The organism is Polyangium jinanense (genome assembly GCF_028435365.1).
The window spans coordinates 1-15,564 of record NZ_JAGTJJ010000118.1 but is presented as its reverse complement, the minus strand read 5'-3'; the positions used below and the strand labels follow the sequence as shown (position 1 = coordinate 15,564).

The window sequence follows — 15,564 nt, the reverse complement described above, 5'->3', positions numbered from 1 at the left end:
CCGCCCCGCCCCGCCTTCTGGGCCCGGAAGATTGTACTATGACAATTCATGAAAGTACACTAGTACATGTCCATGCCCAGCCATGCCTGGAAACCACGCCTTCGACGCTCCAGCGGGCCGCTGTACGTGGCGATCGTCGACGCGCTCGCGGCCGACATCAGCGCCGGCAAGCTGCGCGCAGGCGACCGACTTCCCACGCACCGCGAGCTCGCGAACGCGGTCGGGGCGTCGCTCGGAACCATCACCCGCGCGTATGCCGAAGCGGAGCGACGCGGGCTCGTTCGTGGCCAGGTCGGGAGTGGTACATTCGTAAACAATCTCACCGATCGCAACGCGTACTCGCCCATGCTCGACCGGGATCGAATCGATCTCGGCCCGACCGCGGCGCCGATCATGTCTGGCGATCTCGGACATTGCGCGCTCGCCGCTGCACTCGCTGAGCTGAGCTCACGCGCGGACCTCGCCGCGCTGAGCGGCTACCAGTCGCATGGCGGTACCATGGCGCAACGGGCCGCTGGCGCGCGCTGGCTCGGGTCGACCGGAGTCGTCGCGTCCCCCGATGAGATCACCGTGTGCAGCGGTGCGCAGCATGCCACCGTGATCTTGCTGTCGGCGCTCGCGACGACGACCGGCGTGCTCGTCGAGGAGCTCACCTATCCCGGGGCGCTCGGCGCCGCGCAGTGGCTCCGGCTGCCGACGCATCCCGTTGCGGTCGATGAGGATGGGCTCATCCCCGATGCGCTCGCGCAGGCATGCCGTTCGAGCGGGGCCAAAGTGCTTTATTGCACCCCGACGAACCACAACCCGACCACCTCGATCATGCCGCTCGAGCGTCGGCAGGAGGTCGTGACGATCTGCCGCAGGTATGGGGTCACGATCATCGAGAACGGCGCGCTCGCTCCGCTCGTCTGCGACGCGCCGCCGCCGCTTTCCGCGCTCGCCCCCGAGACGACGTACTACATCGGTAGCCTGTCGAAGGCGACGGTCCCTGCCCTCCGTGTCGGCTTCATTCGTTCCCCGCTCGAGGCTCGATGCAGCCTCGAGATCGCTGCCGGAGCGACCGTCTGGTCGGGCTCGCCCTTGCTGGCCGAGATCGCGACGCAATGGATTCACGACGGCAGGGCGGCAGCCATTCGAGACGCGCGGCGCAGCGAGGCCGCCGCCCGCCAAACGATCGCAGCGGAGATATTGAAGAATCATCCGTATCTCGCGCATCCCACCGCGTATTTCCTCTGGATGAGGATTCCGGAGCACCGGCGGGCGCTGGAGCTTTTGGAGCAGGCAGCCGCGCGGAACGTGTTGATCGGGCCGGCGCACGTGTTCGCCGCCCGCGCCGGGTGCGCGCCCAACGCCATTCGGGTATCGCTCGGCGCGGCGAGATCTCGCAACGAGCTCGAGCGGGGCCTCGCGGTGCTGGCGAAGCTGCTCGACGAATCGCCCACCTCACCCTGGAGTGTCATGCCATGAGACAGCTCGTCGTGTTCGTGATCGCGGTCATCGGCTGCCAGCCTACGACGACGGCGACGCAGCCTCCCACGACGGCCACGGCCCAAGGCGATCCATTGCAAGCGCGACTCGATGTCGCCGAGAAGTATTACCGCTTCATCGAGCGCATTCGAGACACGCTCGTCGCGCCGCGATGGCTCCCCGATCGCGATCAATTCGTGTACTGGTCTGCGGTCGGTCCGCATCGCGGGACGTGGGTCCTGGTCGACGCGCAGGAGCGGACGATGGTACCCGTCCTGCCCCGCGACGCGCTTTCGGCCCAGCTCTCGCAGGTGGTCGGGCAGAAGGTCCAGCTACCGGACAACCTCGGATTCGTGCTCGCTCCCGGGCTCGCTCCCGATCAGCACAGGATCGTCTTCCAGCTTCAGGACCGGTCGTTCGCGCTCGGACTATCCGATCGTCGCGTCGTGGCCCTCGCCCCGACCGATCGCGCCGCGTTGATGCTGTCCGCGAGCCATCACCTGTCTTCCGATGGCCGAACCGTCGCGGTCCAGCGCGGATCTGGGTTCGCCGTGGTCGGCAGCGATGGCAATACGCTGCTGGAGCAACGCGGGGAAGAGAATTACGAGTGGCAGATCCCCGAGCGGGCGTGGTCTCCCGACGGTCGGTTCCTCCTGGTCTTTCGCAACGACATGCGCGGCGTCCACAAGATACCGATCGTCGATTACGCATATGAAACGGGCATCGAGCGGGTGAAGATGGTGCCCTATTCCAAGGTCGGGACCCCCTTGAGGCGTTCGGAGCTCTACGTGGTCGAGCCTGCGAAAGGCCGCGTGACCCAAGTTCCGCCCGCGCCCGGGGAGACCTACGATTGGTTTTCGGGCTGGCGCCCCGATGGCAGCGAAGCGCTCGTGCTCCATCTGTCCCGTGATGGCAAGCGGCTGGAACTCTCGGCGGTGGAGCCCGAGGCCGGCAAGACCCGCCTCGTGCTGCGTGAGGACCGACCGAGCAGCTTCGTCGGTGCGCTCGACTTTGCGGAGAACGGGTGGTCGCTGCAGGTCACTCCGCTCGAGGACAACAAGCGCTTCCTGTGGATGTCCGAGCGCGACGGCTTTCGGCACGTCTATCTGTACGATTACGCGGGGACACTCGAGCGTCAGGTCACCAGCGGCCCGTTTCCCGTGCATCGAGTGCTCGGCGTCGCTCCGAAAGCAGACGCGATCTTCCTGCTGGCCTCTGCCGACAGCGCGGCTCCCTACGACCGACTGCTTTATCGCGCGAGCCTCGCCGGAGGGGACCTGAAGCGGTTGTCACCGGACCCCGGCATCCACCGGATCACCCTCGCGCCGTCGGGGCGCTACTACATCGATGGCCATTCCACGCGCGTGCAACCGCGGGTATGGGACGTGGGTTCGACCGACGGCGGGGCCCCGTTCCGCTACGCCGAAGCGGACACGACCGCGCTCGCGGAGTTGCATTATTCTCCGCCGGAGCCCCTCACGGTCCTGGCTGCCGATGGCGTGACCCAGCTGTATGGCGTGCTGCACAAGCCGTGGGACTTCGATCCGAAAAAGCATTACCCGGTCATCGACGTCATCTACGCCGGTCCGTGGATATCGGTCGTGCCCTGGAGCTTCGTCGGCACCGAGGAGTCGCGGTGGGCGAATTCGCTGGCGCAGATGGGCTTCGTCGTGATGGTGCTCGATGCGCGCGGCACACCGGGGCGAAGCAAGGCCTTTCAAGACGCGAACTATGGGCGCGTGGGACAGACCGAGATCCCCGATCACGTCGCCGGACTGCGGCAGGCGGCCGCCACGCGGCCCTACATGGATCTGAGCCGCGTCGGGATCTACGGCCACTCCTGGGGCGGCTATTTCGCGCTTCGCGGCATGCTGACCGCGCCGGAGCTGTTCAAGGCAGGTTATGCTGGGGCGCCCGGGGCCCTCGAGGAGGAGGCGGTCATCATGGAGCCGAATCTGGGTCTCGTGAGCGAAAATCGAGCCGGCTACGAAGCAGGGTCCAACGTGTCGCTCGCGCGAAACCTGCGCGGTGCGCTCAAGATGATGCATGGCACGAGCGACGTGAACGCGTCCGTGTCCACGACGATGCGCATGGCCGAGGCCTTGATTCGCGAAGGCAAACACTTCGAGCTGCTCATCATGCCCGGACAGCCACATAGCCCCAAGGGGTCGGCATTCCAGTATTACAAGGACGACGTGCACCGGTTCTTCGTCAAGGAGCTGGGGGGTCCGCGCTGAGGATGTCCGGAGCTGGCGCTCGCCCGTTTGGGAGTGTGCGGCCTGCGCCTGCCCTTTGCGCACGCGACGCGGCAGCGGACACGCCTACCCGCACGGCAACTCGACCGTAAACGTCGCCCCGTGCCCGGGCTCGCTCCGCACGCGGATCGTCCCGCCGTGGGCCTCCACGATCTGACGGGCGATGAACAACCCGAGCCCGAGGCCGCCGACGCTGTGGCTCGACACGGCGCGCTCGAAGCGCTCGAAGATCCGGGCCTGATCGTCCTTGGGAATGCCGATCCCGCGGTCCTCCACCCAGAGCTCGGCCCGCGGGCCCACGCGGCGCACGCCGACGGTGATGGGCTTGCCCATGCCGTACTTGATCGCGTTCGTCAGCAGGTTGACGAGGACCTGCTCGACGCGGAACCGATCCCACCGGCCGACGACGGGCTCGAAGGCGACGAGGTCGACCGTCAGGCCCGCGGCCGTGACCTCGTGCTGGAGGCCTTCGACGGCCTCACGCGCCAGCGTGGTGAGATCCACGTCCTCGAGCTTCAGCGAAAGCTTGCCGGCGCCGATGCGGACGACGTCGAGCAGCTCGCCGACGAGCTTCTCGAGCCGCTCGACGCTGTGGTCCGCGATGTCCAGCAGGCGGGGCAAGCCCTGGAGCCTCGGGTGCGCGGACAGCGCGGGATCCTCGAGGCGCCGGCGCAGGAGCTGCACCTGCAGCCGGAGCGGGGTGAGCGGCGTGTTCAGCTCGTGCGAGGCGATGTCGAGGAACTCGTCGCGGCTCCGAAGCGCCTCCTGGGCCTCGTGGAGCAGGCGCTCGCGCTCCTTCTCCGCCTCGACGCGCTGGGTGATGTCCGTGGAGATCCCGCACACGCCGTACGCGGCGCCCGTGGCGTCGCGGAGAGGCACCTTCACGGAGAGATGGGTGTGCAGGCCGTCCGCGAAAGGCATCGGCTCTTCCACCTCCAGCGGCGCCATCGATGCGAGGACGTTCCGGTCGTTACGACTCAGGCTCTCGGCAATGTCCGCGGGGAAGAGCTCCTCGTTGGTCCGGCCGACGGCGTCGTCGCGACCGATCACCTCCGCGAGCCGCCGGTTGACGAGCAGGTGCCGGCCCTCGAGGTCCTTCACGTAGATGAGCGCCGTGGTGTTGTCGACGACGGCACGAAGCTGCGCCTCGCTTCGGTGGAGCGCGTCGTACAGGATGGCGTTCTGCAGGGAGATCGCGGCCTGCGAGGCCAGGAGCTCGACGACCATGAGGCGCTCCCGGGTGAAGGCGCCGGGGACGAGATCGTTCTCGAGGTAGAGCACGCCGATGACGTGGGCCTGCTGCACGATGGGCAGGCACAAGATCGCCCTCGAGCCGTGGGATTCGAGGTAGGGATCCCGCGAGAAGAGGCTCGGCTGCGCGGCGTCGTCGAGGATCACCGTCTCCCGGCTCCGGCGCACGTAGTTGACGATCGACGCGGGGACGGCCGACGCCGTCGGGCTCTGGGCGGCGACGCGCACGACGACCCCCGCCGGGCCGGAAGACGCCTCGGCCTCGATGCGGAGCTCGTCGTCGCGGGCGAGGAGGAGCAGCCCTCGCTGCGCGCCCGCCCGCTGCACCAGCGCGCGCATCAAGGTCTCGAGGAGGCGCGCGAGATCGATCTCCGTGGAGATGGCCTGCGAGGTCCGGAGCACGGCCATGAGATCGAGCTGCTCGGGCCGGGGCACGAGGGCGGCGGCGAGCGGCGCATGGCCGCCGTCGAACACGCCCGGATGACGACGCTCGAGCTCGGCGACCTTGGCGTGGGCGCCCCACTCGGCATACCCGTTCCTGGCCTCGCGCAGGTACGCGCCCCCGCTCGTCTCCGAGCCGCGGCGGAGGTAGAAGCGACCCGCGAGCTCGTTGGCGAGGGCCTCGTTCTGGATGTAGCCATGGCGCCGAGCGGCGCGTACCGCGTCATCGTAGGCGCGCATGGCGTCGAGCGGGCGATCCTCGACACGCGCACGCTCGGCCACGCAGAGGGCGTGCTTGTGGCCGAAGTTCTCGGGGCAGGCCTCCGCCCACGCGCCGAGCTTGTGCTCGTGCGCGCGGAGGGCCTCGAGGATCGCCGGGCGCTCTTCGGCGTCCGCGTCGTCGTGGTGGCCGGCGAGCGCGAGCGCGCCGTAGAACCAGAACTCGGGCTCCTGGACGTGGGCCACCGTCGACCAGAGCAGCGCCCGGGCACGCTCGGCGGCGGCGACGGCGCCGCGGAAATCCCCCGCGAAGACACGCGCGGTGAGCTGCATGATGTAGTGCCAGCACGTGACGACCGCCCAGGGATACCCATCCATGACGGCGTCGCGGGCGGCCTCGTCGCGGGCGCGCCCGTCCGGCGTCGCGCGCCCGCGCAGGCTGTCGACGAGGTCCTGGATGTCGAGGATGACCTGCGTCGAGGCGTCGAACCCCGCTCGCCGGGTGAACGACAGGCGGCGCTCCGCCTCCGCGGAAACCTGATCGAGCGGGTGGCCGAGGAGGAGCCGGTCGACGACGATGCGGTTGCAGCAATAACAGGCGAAGGTCACGTCGCCGGTCTCGAGCGCGGCGCGGAAGGCGGTGTCCAGGTAAGGGAGGCTTTCCTTGAGGTGATGCGTCCAGAAGAGCGTGTTGTCGCCGAAGATCGAACTGATCTTGGCCTTGTACGCCGTGCTCCGCCGCCTCTCCATGAGGTCGTAGCCGAGCTTGCCGAACCGATGACCCTCCCGGTACCGCCCGAACGCCGGACCGAGGCTCATCCCGAAGTAGGCATACGCCAGCGCGGAAGCGTCGGAGTTGCCGTGGCGCAAGCTCTGGTTGACCATCGAGCAGTAGACCAGGATCGACAGGTTGGGATCGGTGTTCAGGGCCGGCGCGAAGAGGACGGCGAGGATGTCCTGCGCCGCGGCGATCTCGGGGTCGGTCATCTCCGGGAGATCGATGAGGTCCTCGATGGCCCGGTCGCCGAGCAGGTGGAAGACACGCTCACGCTCGCGCTCCACCTCCGCGCGCGTGGGGTGCGCCGGGATGACGATCCCGAAAAGCGAGAGCCCGCGGAGCCCGCGGGCGACGGCCTCGTCGAGGTCGTCCATGCTCGTGTAGAGGTCGACCTCCAGGCGCCGGATCGCCGCCTCTTCCAGCCTGCTCGCGGCGTGGGGCGCGAGCGTCGAGAGCAGCTCGGCCGCGCCGGGGAGGTCGCCGCGGAGGTAGGTGCAGGTGGCGAGCTCGAAGTGCAGAGCGTAGGCCAGCGCGTGCTGCGCTCGGAAGGGCTCGGGGCCGAGCATCCGCACCCCCGCGGCGAGGTAGCCTGAGGCACTCACGTACGCGGTCGAGGCCCGGGCCCGCCGGCCCGCGACGAGGTCGAGGCGGGCAAGGCGCTCGCGCTCCTCCGCATCGGAGAGGAGGGCGCCGCCGAGGTTGTACTGATGGACAATCTCGAACACCCGCGCCTCGACGTCCTCGGGCCGCGTCGCCTCGAGCAGGGTGCGGCCGATCGCGAGGTGCGTCGCGGCCCGCTGGTCCTCCGGGATCAGGAGATAAGCAGCCTCCCGCACCCGATCGTGGAGGAAGCGATACGTGTCGCCGACGCGGCTCATGAGGCCGGCGTGAAGCGCGCCCCAGAGGACGCCGTGGAGGTCGCGCGCGGACATGCGGCTCGCGGCGGCGAGCGTGCCCATGTCGACCTCGCAGCCGAGGCAGGCGGCCTGAACCACGGTGGCGCGGGTCTCGGGGCTGAGCCGAGCGACCTTGGCGGCCATGAGGTCGACCACGTTGTCGGTGAACGGCGCGGCCCGGATGGAGCCGAGGTCCCAGGTCCACGCGCGCGCCTCCCGATCGAAGGAGATGAGCGCGCGCTCGTGGAGCGCGGCGAGGAACTGCAGGACGAAGAAGGGGTTGTTGCCGGTCTTCTCTTCGACGAGGGCCGAGAGCGGGCGGGCCCGCGCGGCGTCGCACTGGAGCGTGTCGGCGACGATCCGGTGCACGTCCTCGGAGGTGAGCGGGGCGAGGACGATGTCGGAGACCCGCGCGCCGGCCGTGCGGATCGCCGAGATCACGAGGGACAGCGGGTGCGCCGGCGTGACCTCGTTGTCGCGATAAGCGCCGACGAGGAGCAGGTGCTTCGTGTCGGGGTGGGTGAGGATCTCCTGGATCAACGCGAGGCTTTCGGCGTCAGCCCATTGCAGGTCGTCGAGGAAGAGGAGGAGGGGCCGCCCCTCGGCCGTGAAGGTCGAGAGGAAGCGGCGAAAGACCATGTGGAAGCGGCTTTTCTCCTCGGTGAGGGGCAGCGCCGCAACGGCGGGCTGCTCGCCGAGGACGAGCGAAAGCTCCGGGATCAGGTCGACGAGGATCTGGGCATTCGGCCCGAGGGCCTCCGAGAGCCGCTCGCGAAAGGAGGCGATCTTCTCCTCGCTCTCCGTGAGGACCCGGCGGATGAGCTGGACGAAGGCCCGGACGACGGTGGCATAGGGGACGTCTCGCTCGGTCTCCTCGAACTTGCCGGCGAGAAAGCTCCCGCGCGCCGTGGCAACAGGCATGTCGAGCTCGCGGACCAGCGAGCTCTTGCCAATGCCCGAATATCCGGAGACGAGCACGAGCTCGGGCTCGCCGGTCGCCACGACGCGCTCGAAATGCGCAAGGAGCGTCCGGCTCTCGTGGTCACGGCCATAAAGCTTCTGGGGGAGGTGAAATTGCTCCGAGACGTCCTCGCGGCCCAGCGGGAAAGGAAGGATGGCGCCGGTCTCATCCCATTGCGCGAGGCAAATCGCGAGGTCATGGGCGAGCCCGCGGGCCGTCTGATAACGATCCTCCGCGACCTTGGAGAGGAGCTTTTGCACGATGGCCGAGACCGGCCCGGGTATCCGAGGCACAATCTCGTGCGGCGGTCTTGGCGATCCCGCGATGTGGCAGTGGACCCACTCGAGGAGATCGAAGGCGCGAAAAGGCAGGTTGCCCGTGAGCATTTCGTAGAAGGTGACGCCGAGGGAGTAAAGATCGGTCCGGTGGTCGATGGCCCGGTTCATCCGCCCGGTCTGCTCCGGCGACATGTACGGGAACGATCCCTCGATGGAGCTCGCCGGATCAGCCTCCTGGTACTCACGCGGGAGGAGCGAGGCGATCCCGAGCTCGGTGAGTCTGACCTGCGCCGTCTCGACGTCGACGAGGATGTTATCCGGCCGGATGTCCTTGTGGATGACGTGGCGCTCGTGCACCCCAGCGAGCGCCTCCGCAGTCTTTTCAGCAATCCGGAGGAAGCGGCCGACATCCATGGGGACGCCGACGAGGTGGCTCAGCGGGACGCCGCGGAAGTCCTCGAAAACCAGGACCGTGCGTTCGGCCCACCGCGTCAGCGCAATCGGGTGGAGGACAAGGCCCGCGTCGAGGTCGCGGGCGAGCGTCCGCTCATGCTCGAGCTGGCGGAGGGTCTCAGGAGAAGGGTGCTTGACCGCAGGGTACTTGAGGAGGACCGTCCGATTCTGATCCCCCCGCACAGCACGCTGGAAGATGAACCGATCGCTCACGCGAACGGTGTCAATGATCGTAAATTCGGCGAGGGCCTCCACTTCGTTCTTTATGTACCGCGTTCGGGAGCCCACGCACGGAGCAAGCGCGCAGGCGAGCGTCGTCGTGCTCGCCCGGAAGCGGGGACGGAAGCAAGCCCGGCCATGGCTCGTGGTGATCAGGCTCGACCATGCACGCACCCGATGGCTCATCTGGAGGCGCCGCGCCGGGGCGCTGCCCCGGGCCCCGCGGGGGCTGTTCGCCCCTCGACCCGAACCAGGGCAAGCCCTGGACCGTTCGGGGAAGAACTGCGCGATGCGCAGTTCTTCCCACAGGCCGGTGGCAAGACCATGAAGGTGCATTTCACGCTGGCGACGGGCACGTTGCCCGCTGGCAGGGTCGTCGCTGTTCGATGAACTGCGCATCGCGCAGTTCATCGACCCCGAGTCCAGCGCTTGCGCTGGTCCGGGTCCAGGGGTGGACAACCCCTGGTCGGGGTCCGGGGTGAAACCCCGGCGCAGCGCGGGCGGCTCAATAGCAGTCGTGGTCGAAGTAGGCGCTTGGGAAGTCGCCGATCCAGTCGCAGATCGTGCTGGCCGAGCTGCTCGTGAGCCGCTTGGCGATTGTCCGGTGGGTTGCCACGTCGGCGCCCTTGTGGACGAGGTACACGATATTCGACCGGTACCATGGCATCCCGCTCTGACCTGGCTGGCCATCGAGCCAGCTATAGCCCCAGAACTCCTCGTACTGGCTCATGTTCGACGGCTGCCAGTACTGGTACCCATCGCATCTGCCCCACGGCGCGTCCCAACCCCCGCTGCCAGACACTGGCGCGTTGTAGCAGGGGGCCTGGGGCACGGGGTAGCCGCGGCCGTCGATGAGCGTGTCCTCGTAGCTGCCGGAGAACCCGAACCACCCCACCGAAAAGGACGAGTCGGCCGTGACGATCATGGCGTAATCGAACTTGACCTTGTCCTCCGTCGTCGTCGCGTTGACGTACCCATTCGGGACAATGCCGTTCGTGACGCTGATCGTGCCATACGGGGGAGCCGTCCCACTGCCCTGCTGGGCCGGGACGACGTTCGAGGGGAGGGACCAGCCGGCGCCAATCGTGTAAATGCAGTGCGCCGCCGTGAGCACGTGCCGCGGCCCGACGAACACGCCCGAGCAACTCCCCGTCCCAGTAAACGCCACCGCGGCGCGCGCCGGGTACGTCGTGCTCGTGAACGGGAAGCGCTGATCGGGCAGGTCGACGCCCTGGAGCCAGAACGCGGTCGGCGCGATGTTCTGCTCGCCTCCGTTCGCGCGTAGCGCGTCCGCTCCCTCCGGGTCGCCGGGGTTTTGCGCGCGCGCCCCCGCACGCTCCGCCGCGCCGGGCGCGAAGCCCCCGGGGTTCGCGTCGATGGGCACGTCGCTGCGCCTCCGGAGTGCGGGCGCCCGCTCGCGGAACAGCCGCCCGTCCGCGGTCACCATCAGGGCGTCCGAGCCATCGTCCCCGCTGGCCTTCGCCGGGTCGAGCTTATGGCTGTCGATCACCTCCGGCTCGTCGGTCACCCCCGGGGACGCTGCCAGGATCTCGGCCTGCCCCATCAGCTCGAAGCGCGGAGGGGCCGCTCTCTCGGCCTCGATGTCTTGCTGGCCGCAGCCAGCCGCAAGGAAAAGGGCAAACCACCCGATCGATCGATTCATGCGTTGTCCTCCTCCTGGGCCGGAGTGCAGCACGCATGCCACCTTCGGATCGGTCGCAAATCAGCCTGGAATGGGGCCAGCGCTCCTCGTCGGAGATCGGGTGGACCGGGGTGACCGCAGGCTGGAGGTATCAGCAACCGCAGGCTGGCGCCCGCTATCTTCCCGCTCTCGTGCGGGTTCCATTCGCACGGGTCGAGGGCCGAGGCTAAGCTCCTCGCCCTCACGACCCCCGGGGCGCGACGCGATGCATCTCCTTGGACCTCTCCTCTTCACGCTTTTCGCCATCGTGGCCATCGTCATGGCCGTCATCTTCCGGAGCGGGCACCACGCCGCGCGGGCGGCCGTGGTCGGCGAGCTCGCGCGGCGCGGCATTCGCCATTACGCGCTCGGCGGCGACGGCACGCTCGTTCCCGGAGCCCCGAACGCGCTCGACGCGCCGACGTTCGGCATCCTGCTCGAGCGCAGCGACGGCATGCGCGTCTCGCTCTCGCCCAATACCACCCAGGGCGCGGCCACGTTGCCCGGCTTCGGACCGATCCATCCGCAGCTCACGCTCGTCGAGTTCGACCTCCCCCTCCCCGATCAAATGATCTGCGCGCACGACCGCGCGCAGGCAGTGTTCGGGCCCTTTCCCCCGCCCGCGCAGCGAACCGGTCACCCTCACTTCGATCAGCGCTTCGGCATTTTCGTTCGACCCGCCGAGGGGCATGGCTATCGTCCGACGCCCTCCGATCCCGCGCCCTGGGCGCGCTCGCCCTCGGCGGGCGCGCTGTTCGCCGATTTCTACACGCTCGGCTTCGTCGCGCTGCACGTGCACAGCGGGCGTGGCCGCATGCTCTTCGCGCCCCAGGCAGTCGACGGGCTGGTCGCGGCGCTCGACACGGGGGCCGCGCTCGCGCGACCGCACGAGCCGCGCGCGCCCATGCGACCGCCCACGCGCCTCCGCGACGAGCAACGCGCTCGTCGTCCTCATTTGTGTGTCCGGCTTCATGCCGCTATCAGTCGGGATACCGCTCCTCCCGCACCTCACCGAGACAGGCCTCGCGGTGGCCGGGCATGAGGTGGCGTGCCCGCGCGGCGGCACGTTCGACAAGGGGTATCGCCATCACTCCGATACGTGCAAGCTGCCCAATAACACCACGTATCGTGCCGAGAGCGGCGCCTACCTCGGATGGCAATACGCGCTGTGGTCACCGTTCGTGATCGGCATGGTCGCCGCCGCCTCGGCCGCATTCTACAAGACGCGTCGTGACGCCGCGCGCGACGTCCAGAGAAGCCTAATGCAGAGGTGAGCACCTGGGGGCGCCGCGCCGGGGCGCTGCCCCGGGCCCCGCGGGGGCTGTCCGCCCCTCGACCCGGACCAGGCACGGCCTGGACCGAGGGTGGAAGAACTGCGCGATGCGCAGTTCTTCCAGCGGGCCGGTGGCAAGACCAGCGACAGCGTTGCCCGTCACGACGGTCTTGGTTGGCAGGGCCTTCGCTGGTCTTGCCTGCGACCTGTTCGATGAACTGCGCATCGCGCAGTTCATCGACCCCGGGTCCAGCGCTTGCGCTGGTCCGGGTCGAGGGGCGGATAGCCCCTGGTGGGGCCTGGGGCAACGCCCCAGCGCAACGGCCCAGAACGGCTAGGCCTTCTTCGTCCTTCGTGTTGCGCGCGTGGCGGCGACGGCTTTTGCGTGCGCGATGGCGTCTGTCAGGGGGGCGAGCAGGGCGCGGTTCTCCATTTTGCGATCGGCGTCTCCGGGGATGTCGCGGCTTTCCACGTACTTTTTCAATCGGCCGACGAGGTGCACCCATTCTGCTTCGGCGCTCTGGCCTTTGTATACGTGCTCGACCTGGGTGCCGTGGGCGTGGACGCGGTCGGCGTAGGCTTGGTCGCTCGCGTCGAGTGCGGATTCTAGCGAATCGATCCATTCGGGGGGCAGCTTGATGCCGACCAGCGTGGATGCGTGTTCGGGGGCGCGTAACACGGTGAGTGTCGCGCGCATCCTTGCGTTTTCGTCGGGGATGCGGTCGTCGAGGAAGGCGAGTCCCTCGGGGAAGGCGGCGGTGGAAAGGACGCGGGCGGCGGAGGCGAAGATGCTGTGGCGGCGACGCCCTTCGATGGCGAGGAACGATTCGATGTGCCTTGCCCATGTATCGACGCCTTCGTCGGTGATTTCGACCTTGTCCCCGTGCGCGACGAGGGCGGCGTGGGCGGCTTTTTTTCCTAGCACGTGGGATTCGAGCCGGAGGGCGAATGCGTCGAGCTGGGGAATGAAGATATCGAGGGCTGGCTCGGCGGGGCCGAATTGTGCGCGCTCGACTAGCTTCTGTTGAAGCTTCCGGCTGATGGTGGCTTTTTCGACGCGGGAGAGCTTGGCGGGAGAGGGATGATTGGCCATGGGAGACACCTCGCTGGTTCGGGCGCGACGGCATGTCGCGCGGCGGGTTCGGGGGGGTGTTTGGCAAGGGCCGTGCCTACCTGGAATCCGCGGAAAGGCAGGCCGACGCATCGAAACGGAGCGGCGAGGTGCTCCAAAACGGAGCGGCCGTGCTCCAAAACGGAGCGGCGAGGACCCGAAGCGAGGTCCGGGCGGCCGGCGTGCGCCATGGGGAGGCCCCGAAGGCAGGTCCCCTCGGTCGGGGTGTCGCTTGGGGAGGCCCCAAAGACAGGTCCCGACGAGCGGGATGGGTCATGGGGAGGCCCCAAAGACAGGTCCCGTCGGTCGGCGTGCGCCATGGGGAGGCCCCCAAGCGAGGTCCCGACGGTCGGGGTGTCGCTTGGGGAGGCCCCAAAGGCGGGTCCCGGCGAGCGGGATGGGTCATGGGGAGGCCCCAAAGGCAGAGCCCGTCGGTCGGCAGCGCCTTTGGGGAGGCCCCCAAGGGAAGGCGGGTCGGCCCGCCGGCTGTTTGGGCAGGCCCCCAAGCGGACCACGTGGAGTGCTAGTAGCAGGAGGGAGGGTTGCGGGTGTGCGCACGTGCGCGGCTCCGCGCTTCAAGGAGGGCTTCATGTCGCTTCGAGGGACATTCTGGACAGCGGCGCTGATGGCAGGCGCGGTCGCGGGGTTTTTGGCAGCCGGGTGCGAGGCGGAGACCCGCACGTATGACAACACGGGCGGGGCGGGAGCCGGCGGCGAGCCGGCGGGGACCGGCGGCGCGCCCAGCGGTCCCGGTGGCATGGGAGGCACGGGCGGCGTCGGAGGTACGGGTGGCGCGGGTGGCGGGGGAGGCAATTGCGCGGAGCCGCTCGAAGCGACGATTTATACGATCGCCAACCCCGAGTGCGGCGCGCTGCCCCTCGGAACCGAGGCCGACGCGGTCCCCTTCGTCCTGTTCGGCGGCAATGCCATGTATACGGGCGGCGTGATCCTGCCGGGCCAGTACGAGCTCGTGAAAGTGGAGGTCTCTTATGCCGAGGCCCCTTCGAAGACGCTGCGTGTTCTCGTGTTCGACGCCGCGGGCCACGCGACGTCGAACCTGAAAGACTTCGACATCCCCGCCCTCGACGGCGCGGACCTGCAAATCTGGGGACAGGGGACCTACGTGACGGATGGTTCCACGCTCATGACCACGTATTCCGTCTGCGCGAGCTCGCATCAGCCGGCGATGTCGTTGGCGTCGTACACCGCATACACCGAGGGTTGTGACGACTTCCTCGCCATCGGCACCGCGGACAACCGCCAGACGTTGAAACGACGTCGCACGCCGTGACGGCGCGACGCGCGAGCCTCATCGGGGCGCCACGCCGAGCGCATAGCCGAGGTTCACCGTCCAGAACCCCTCGTTCGGCTGCGATGTGAAGCGCAGATCGTATTCGATCCGCGTCCCGAGGGTGAGCATCTCCGGCGACTCCAGACGGAGGCGATTCGACGTTTTTCGGTTCCTGAAATCGATGGCCAGCCCGACCTCCGCGACGGGCGAGAACATGCCGAACGAGACATCCCCATCCGCGCTGCCGAGCTGCAAGACGTTCACGCCGCCGAGGAGATATAAGCCGCCGGGATCGGGACGCAGGAGGCGGAGTCCGCCGATGAAGAGCGACGCGTCCCCTGCCCCCTCCGTCACCTTGGCGCGGAGCGCGACGTCGAGGGCCACGCGGTCATGTTCGCCGCCGATGGCGGCTTCGAGCCCCACGGACCCGCCTTGCCGGCCCCGCGCGAGCGTCGTTGATGTGGTGAAGCCACCTTCGGCCCGCAGCCATCCGCTGCAGGCAGGCGTGAATAGGAGGAGAGCCATGAGGGCCGCAAATCGAGGGCGACGCTGGTTCATTGAGGCAGTGTACATCCATTTCGGGGTCGACCGTCTCCCATCCAGGTCGAGGGCTGAGCATTGGTCTCATCTTGGGAGGCGCTGCGCTGGGGCTTTGCCCCAGACCCCACCGGGGCTATCCGCCCCTGGACCCGGGGCCTGCGCAAGCGCTGGACCCGGGGTCGATGAACTGCGCGATGCGCAGTTCATCGAACAGGCCAGGTCAAGACCCACGACGACCCTGCCCACCAAGATCGCGGCGCTGACGATTCAACAGGCAACGTGCCCGCCGCCAGCGTGCAACGCACCTTCATGGTCTTGCCACCGGCCTTGGGAAGAACTGCGCATCGCGCAGTTCTTTCCCAAATGGTCCAGGGCTTGCCCTGGTTCTGAGCATTGGTCCCATCTCCGATCGGTACATTCCCCCCCTCTGACGACATTTACCGAGTGAGA

Annotated in this window: 9 protein-coding genes; 5 read left to right on the top strand and 4 right to left on the bottom strand. The window is 68.3% G+C overall.

The window, feature by feature from the left end; genetic code table 11:
• Nucleotides 1-72 precede the first annotated feature (72 nt).
• Together KEG57_RS54150 and KEG57_RS54145 are read left to right on the top strand one after the other, a co-directional pair.
• Nucleotides 73-1,467, top strand: coding sequence for an aminotransferase-like domain-containing protein (locus KEG57_RS54150; protein WP_272428870.1), 1,395 nt, complete (start codon nt 73-75; stop codon nt 1,465-1,467).
• The gene (locus KEG57_RS54145) at nt 1,464-3,704 is read left to right on the top strand and encodes a S9 family peptidase (protein ID WP_272428868.1); all 2,241 of its coding nucleotides are present in this window, start codon (nt 1,464-1,466) and stop codon (nt 3,702-3,704) included. The genes KEG57_RS54150 and KEG57_RS54145 overlap by 4 nt, the downstream gene beginning before the upstream one ends.
• Before the next feature lie 84 nt (nt 3,705-3,788).
• Here the strand turns inward: KEG57_RS54145 and KEG57_RS54140 are convergent, their stop codons facing one another.
• Both KEG57_RS54140 and KEG57_RS54135 read right to left on the bottom strand, forming a co-directional pair.
• On the bottom strand, nt 3,789-9,212 hold the full coding sequence (locus KEG57_RS54140; RefSeq protein ID WP_272428866.1) for an AAA family ATPase: 5,424 nt from the start codon (nt 9,210-9,212) through the stop codon (nt 3,789-3,791).
• Between the two features lie 511 nt (nt 9,213-9,723).
• On the bottom strand, nt 9,724-10,881 hold the full coding sequence (locus KEG57_RS54135) for a trypsin-like serine peptidase (RefSeq protein WP_272428864.1): 1,158 nt from the start codon (nt 10,879-10,881) through the stop codon (nt 9,724-9,726).
• Nucleotides 10,882-11,125: 244 nt separating this feature from the next.
• Here KEG57_RS54135 and KEG57_RS54130 point away from each other — a divergent pair, with 244 nt between their 5' ends.
• Nucleotides 11,126-11,941: a hypothetical protein gene (locus KEG57_RS54130; protein ID WP_272428862.1), complete on the top strand. Its 816-nt coding sequence runs from the start codon at nt 11,126-11,128 to the stop codon at nt 11,939-11,941.
• Nucleotides 11,928-12,173 carry a hypothetical protein gene (locus tag KEG57_RS54125; RefSeq protein ID WP_272428860.1) on the top strand — a complete coding sequence of 82 codons (246 nt, stop codon included), beginning with the start codon at nt 11,928-11,930 and terminating at the stop codon, nt 12,171-12,173. Before KEG57_RS54130 ends, KEG57_RS54125 begins: the two co-directional genes overlap by 14 nt.
• A gap of 333 nt (nt 12,174-12,506) precedes the next feature.
• Here KEG57_RS54125 and KEG57_RS54120 read toward each other — a convergent pair whose 3' ends face one another.
• Nucleotides 12,507-13,265 (bottom strand): hypothetical protein, encoded by a 759-nt coding sequence (locus tag KEG57_RS54120; RefSeq protein WP_272428858.1) that lies wholly within the window; start codon nt 13,263-13,265, stop codon nt 12,507-12,509.
• A gap of 607 nt (nt 13,266-13,872) precedes the next feature.
• On the opposite strand from KEG57_RS54120, the gene KEG57_RS54115 reads away from it, so the two are divergent.
• A complete protein-coding gene (locus KEG57_RS54115; protein WP_272428857.1) occupies nt 13,873-14,574 on the top strand; it encodes a hypothetical protein in 702 nt (233 codons plus the stop codon).
• An 18-nt stretch (nt 14,575-14,592) separates the two neighbouring features.
• Here the strand turns inward: KEG57_RS54115 and KEG57_RS54110 are convergent, their stop codons facing one another.
• The gene (locus KEG57_RS54110; protein WP_272428855.1) at nt 14,593-15,099 is read right to left on the bottom strand and encodes a hypothetical protein; all 507 of its coding nucleotides are present in this window, start codon (nt 15,097-15,099) and stop codon (nt 14,593-14,595) included.
• Between the last annotated feature and the right edge of the window lie 465 nt (nt 15,100-15,564).

Coding starts and splice junctions, on each gene's coding strand:
- KEG57_RS54150 (WP_272428870.1), top strand. CDS start 73: ATGCCCAGCCATGCCTGGAAACCACGCCTTCGACGCTCCAGCGGGCCG.
- KEG57_RS54145 (WP_272428868.1), top strand. CDS start 1,464: ATGAGACAGCTCGTCGTGTTCGTGATCGCGGTCATCGGCTGCCAGCCT.
- KEG57_RS54135 (WP_272428864.1), bottom strand. CDS start 10,881: ATGAATCGATCGATCGGGTGGTTTGCCCTTTTCCTTGCGGCTGGCTGC.
- KEG57_RS54130 (WP_272428862.1), top strand. CDS start 11,126: ATGCATCTCCTTGGACCTCTCCTCTTCACGCTTTTCGCCATCGTGGCC.
- KEG57_RS54120 (WP_272428858.1), bottom strand. CDS start 13,265: ATGGCCAATCATCCCTCTCCCGCCAAGCTCTCCCGCGTCGAAAAAGCC.
- KEG57_RS54115 (WP_272428857.1), top strand. CDS start 13,873: ATGTCGCTTCGAGGGACATTCTGGACAGCGGCGCTGATGGCAGGCGCG.
- KEG57_RS54110 (WP_272428855.1), bottom strand. CDS start 15,099: ATGGCTCTCCTCCTATTCACGCCTGCCTGCAGCGGATGGCTGCGGGCC.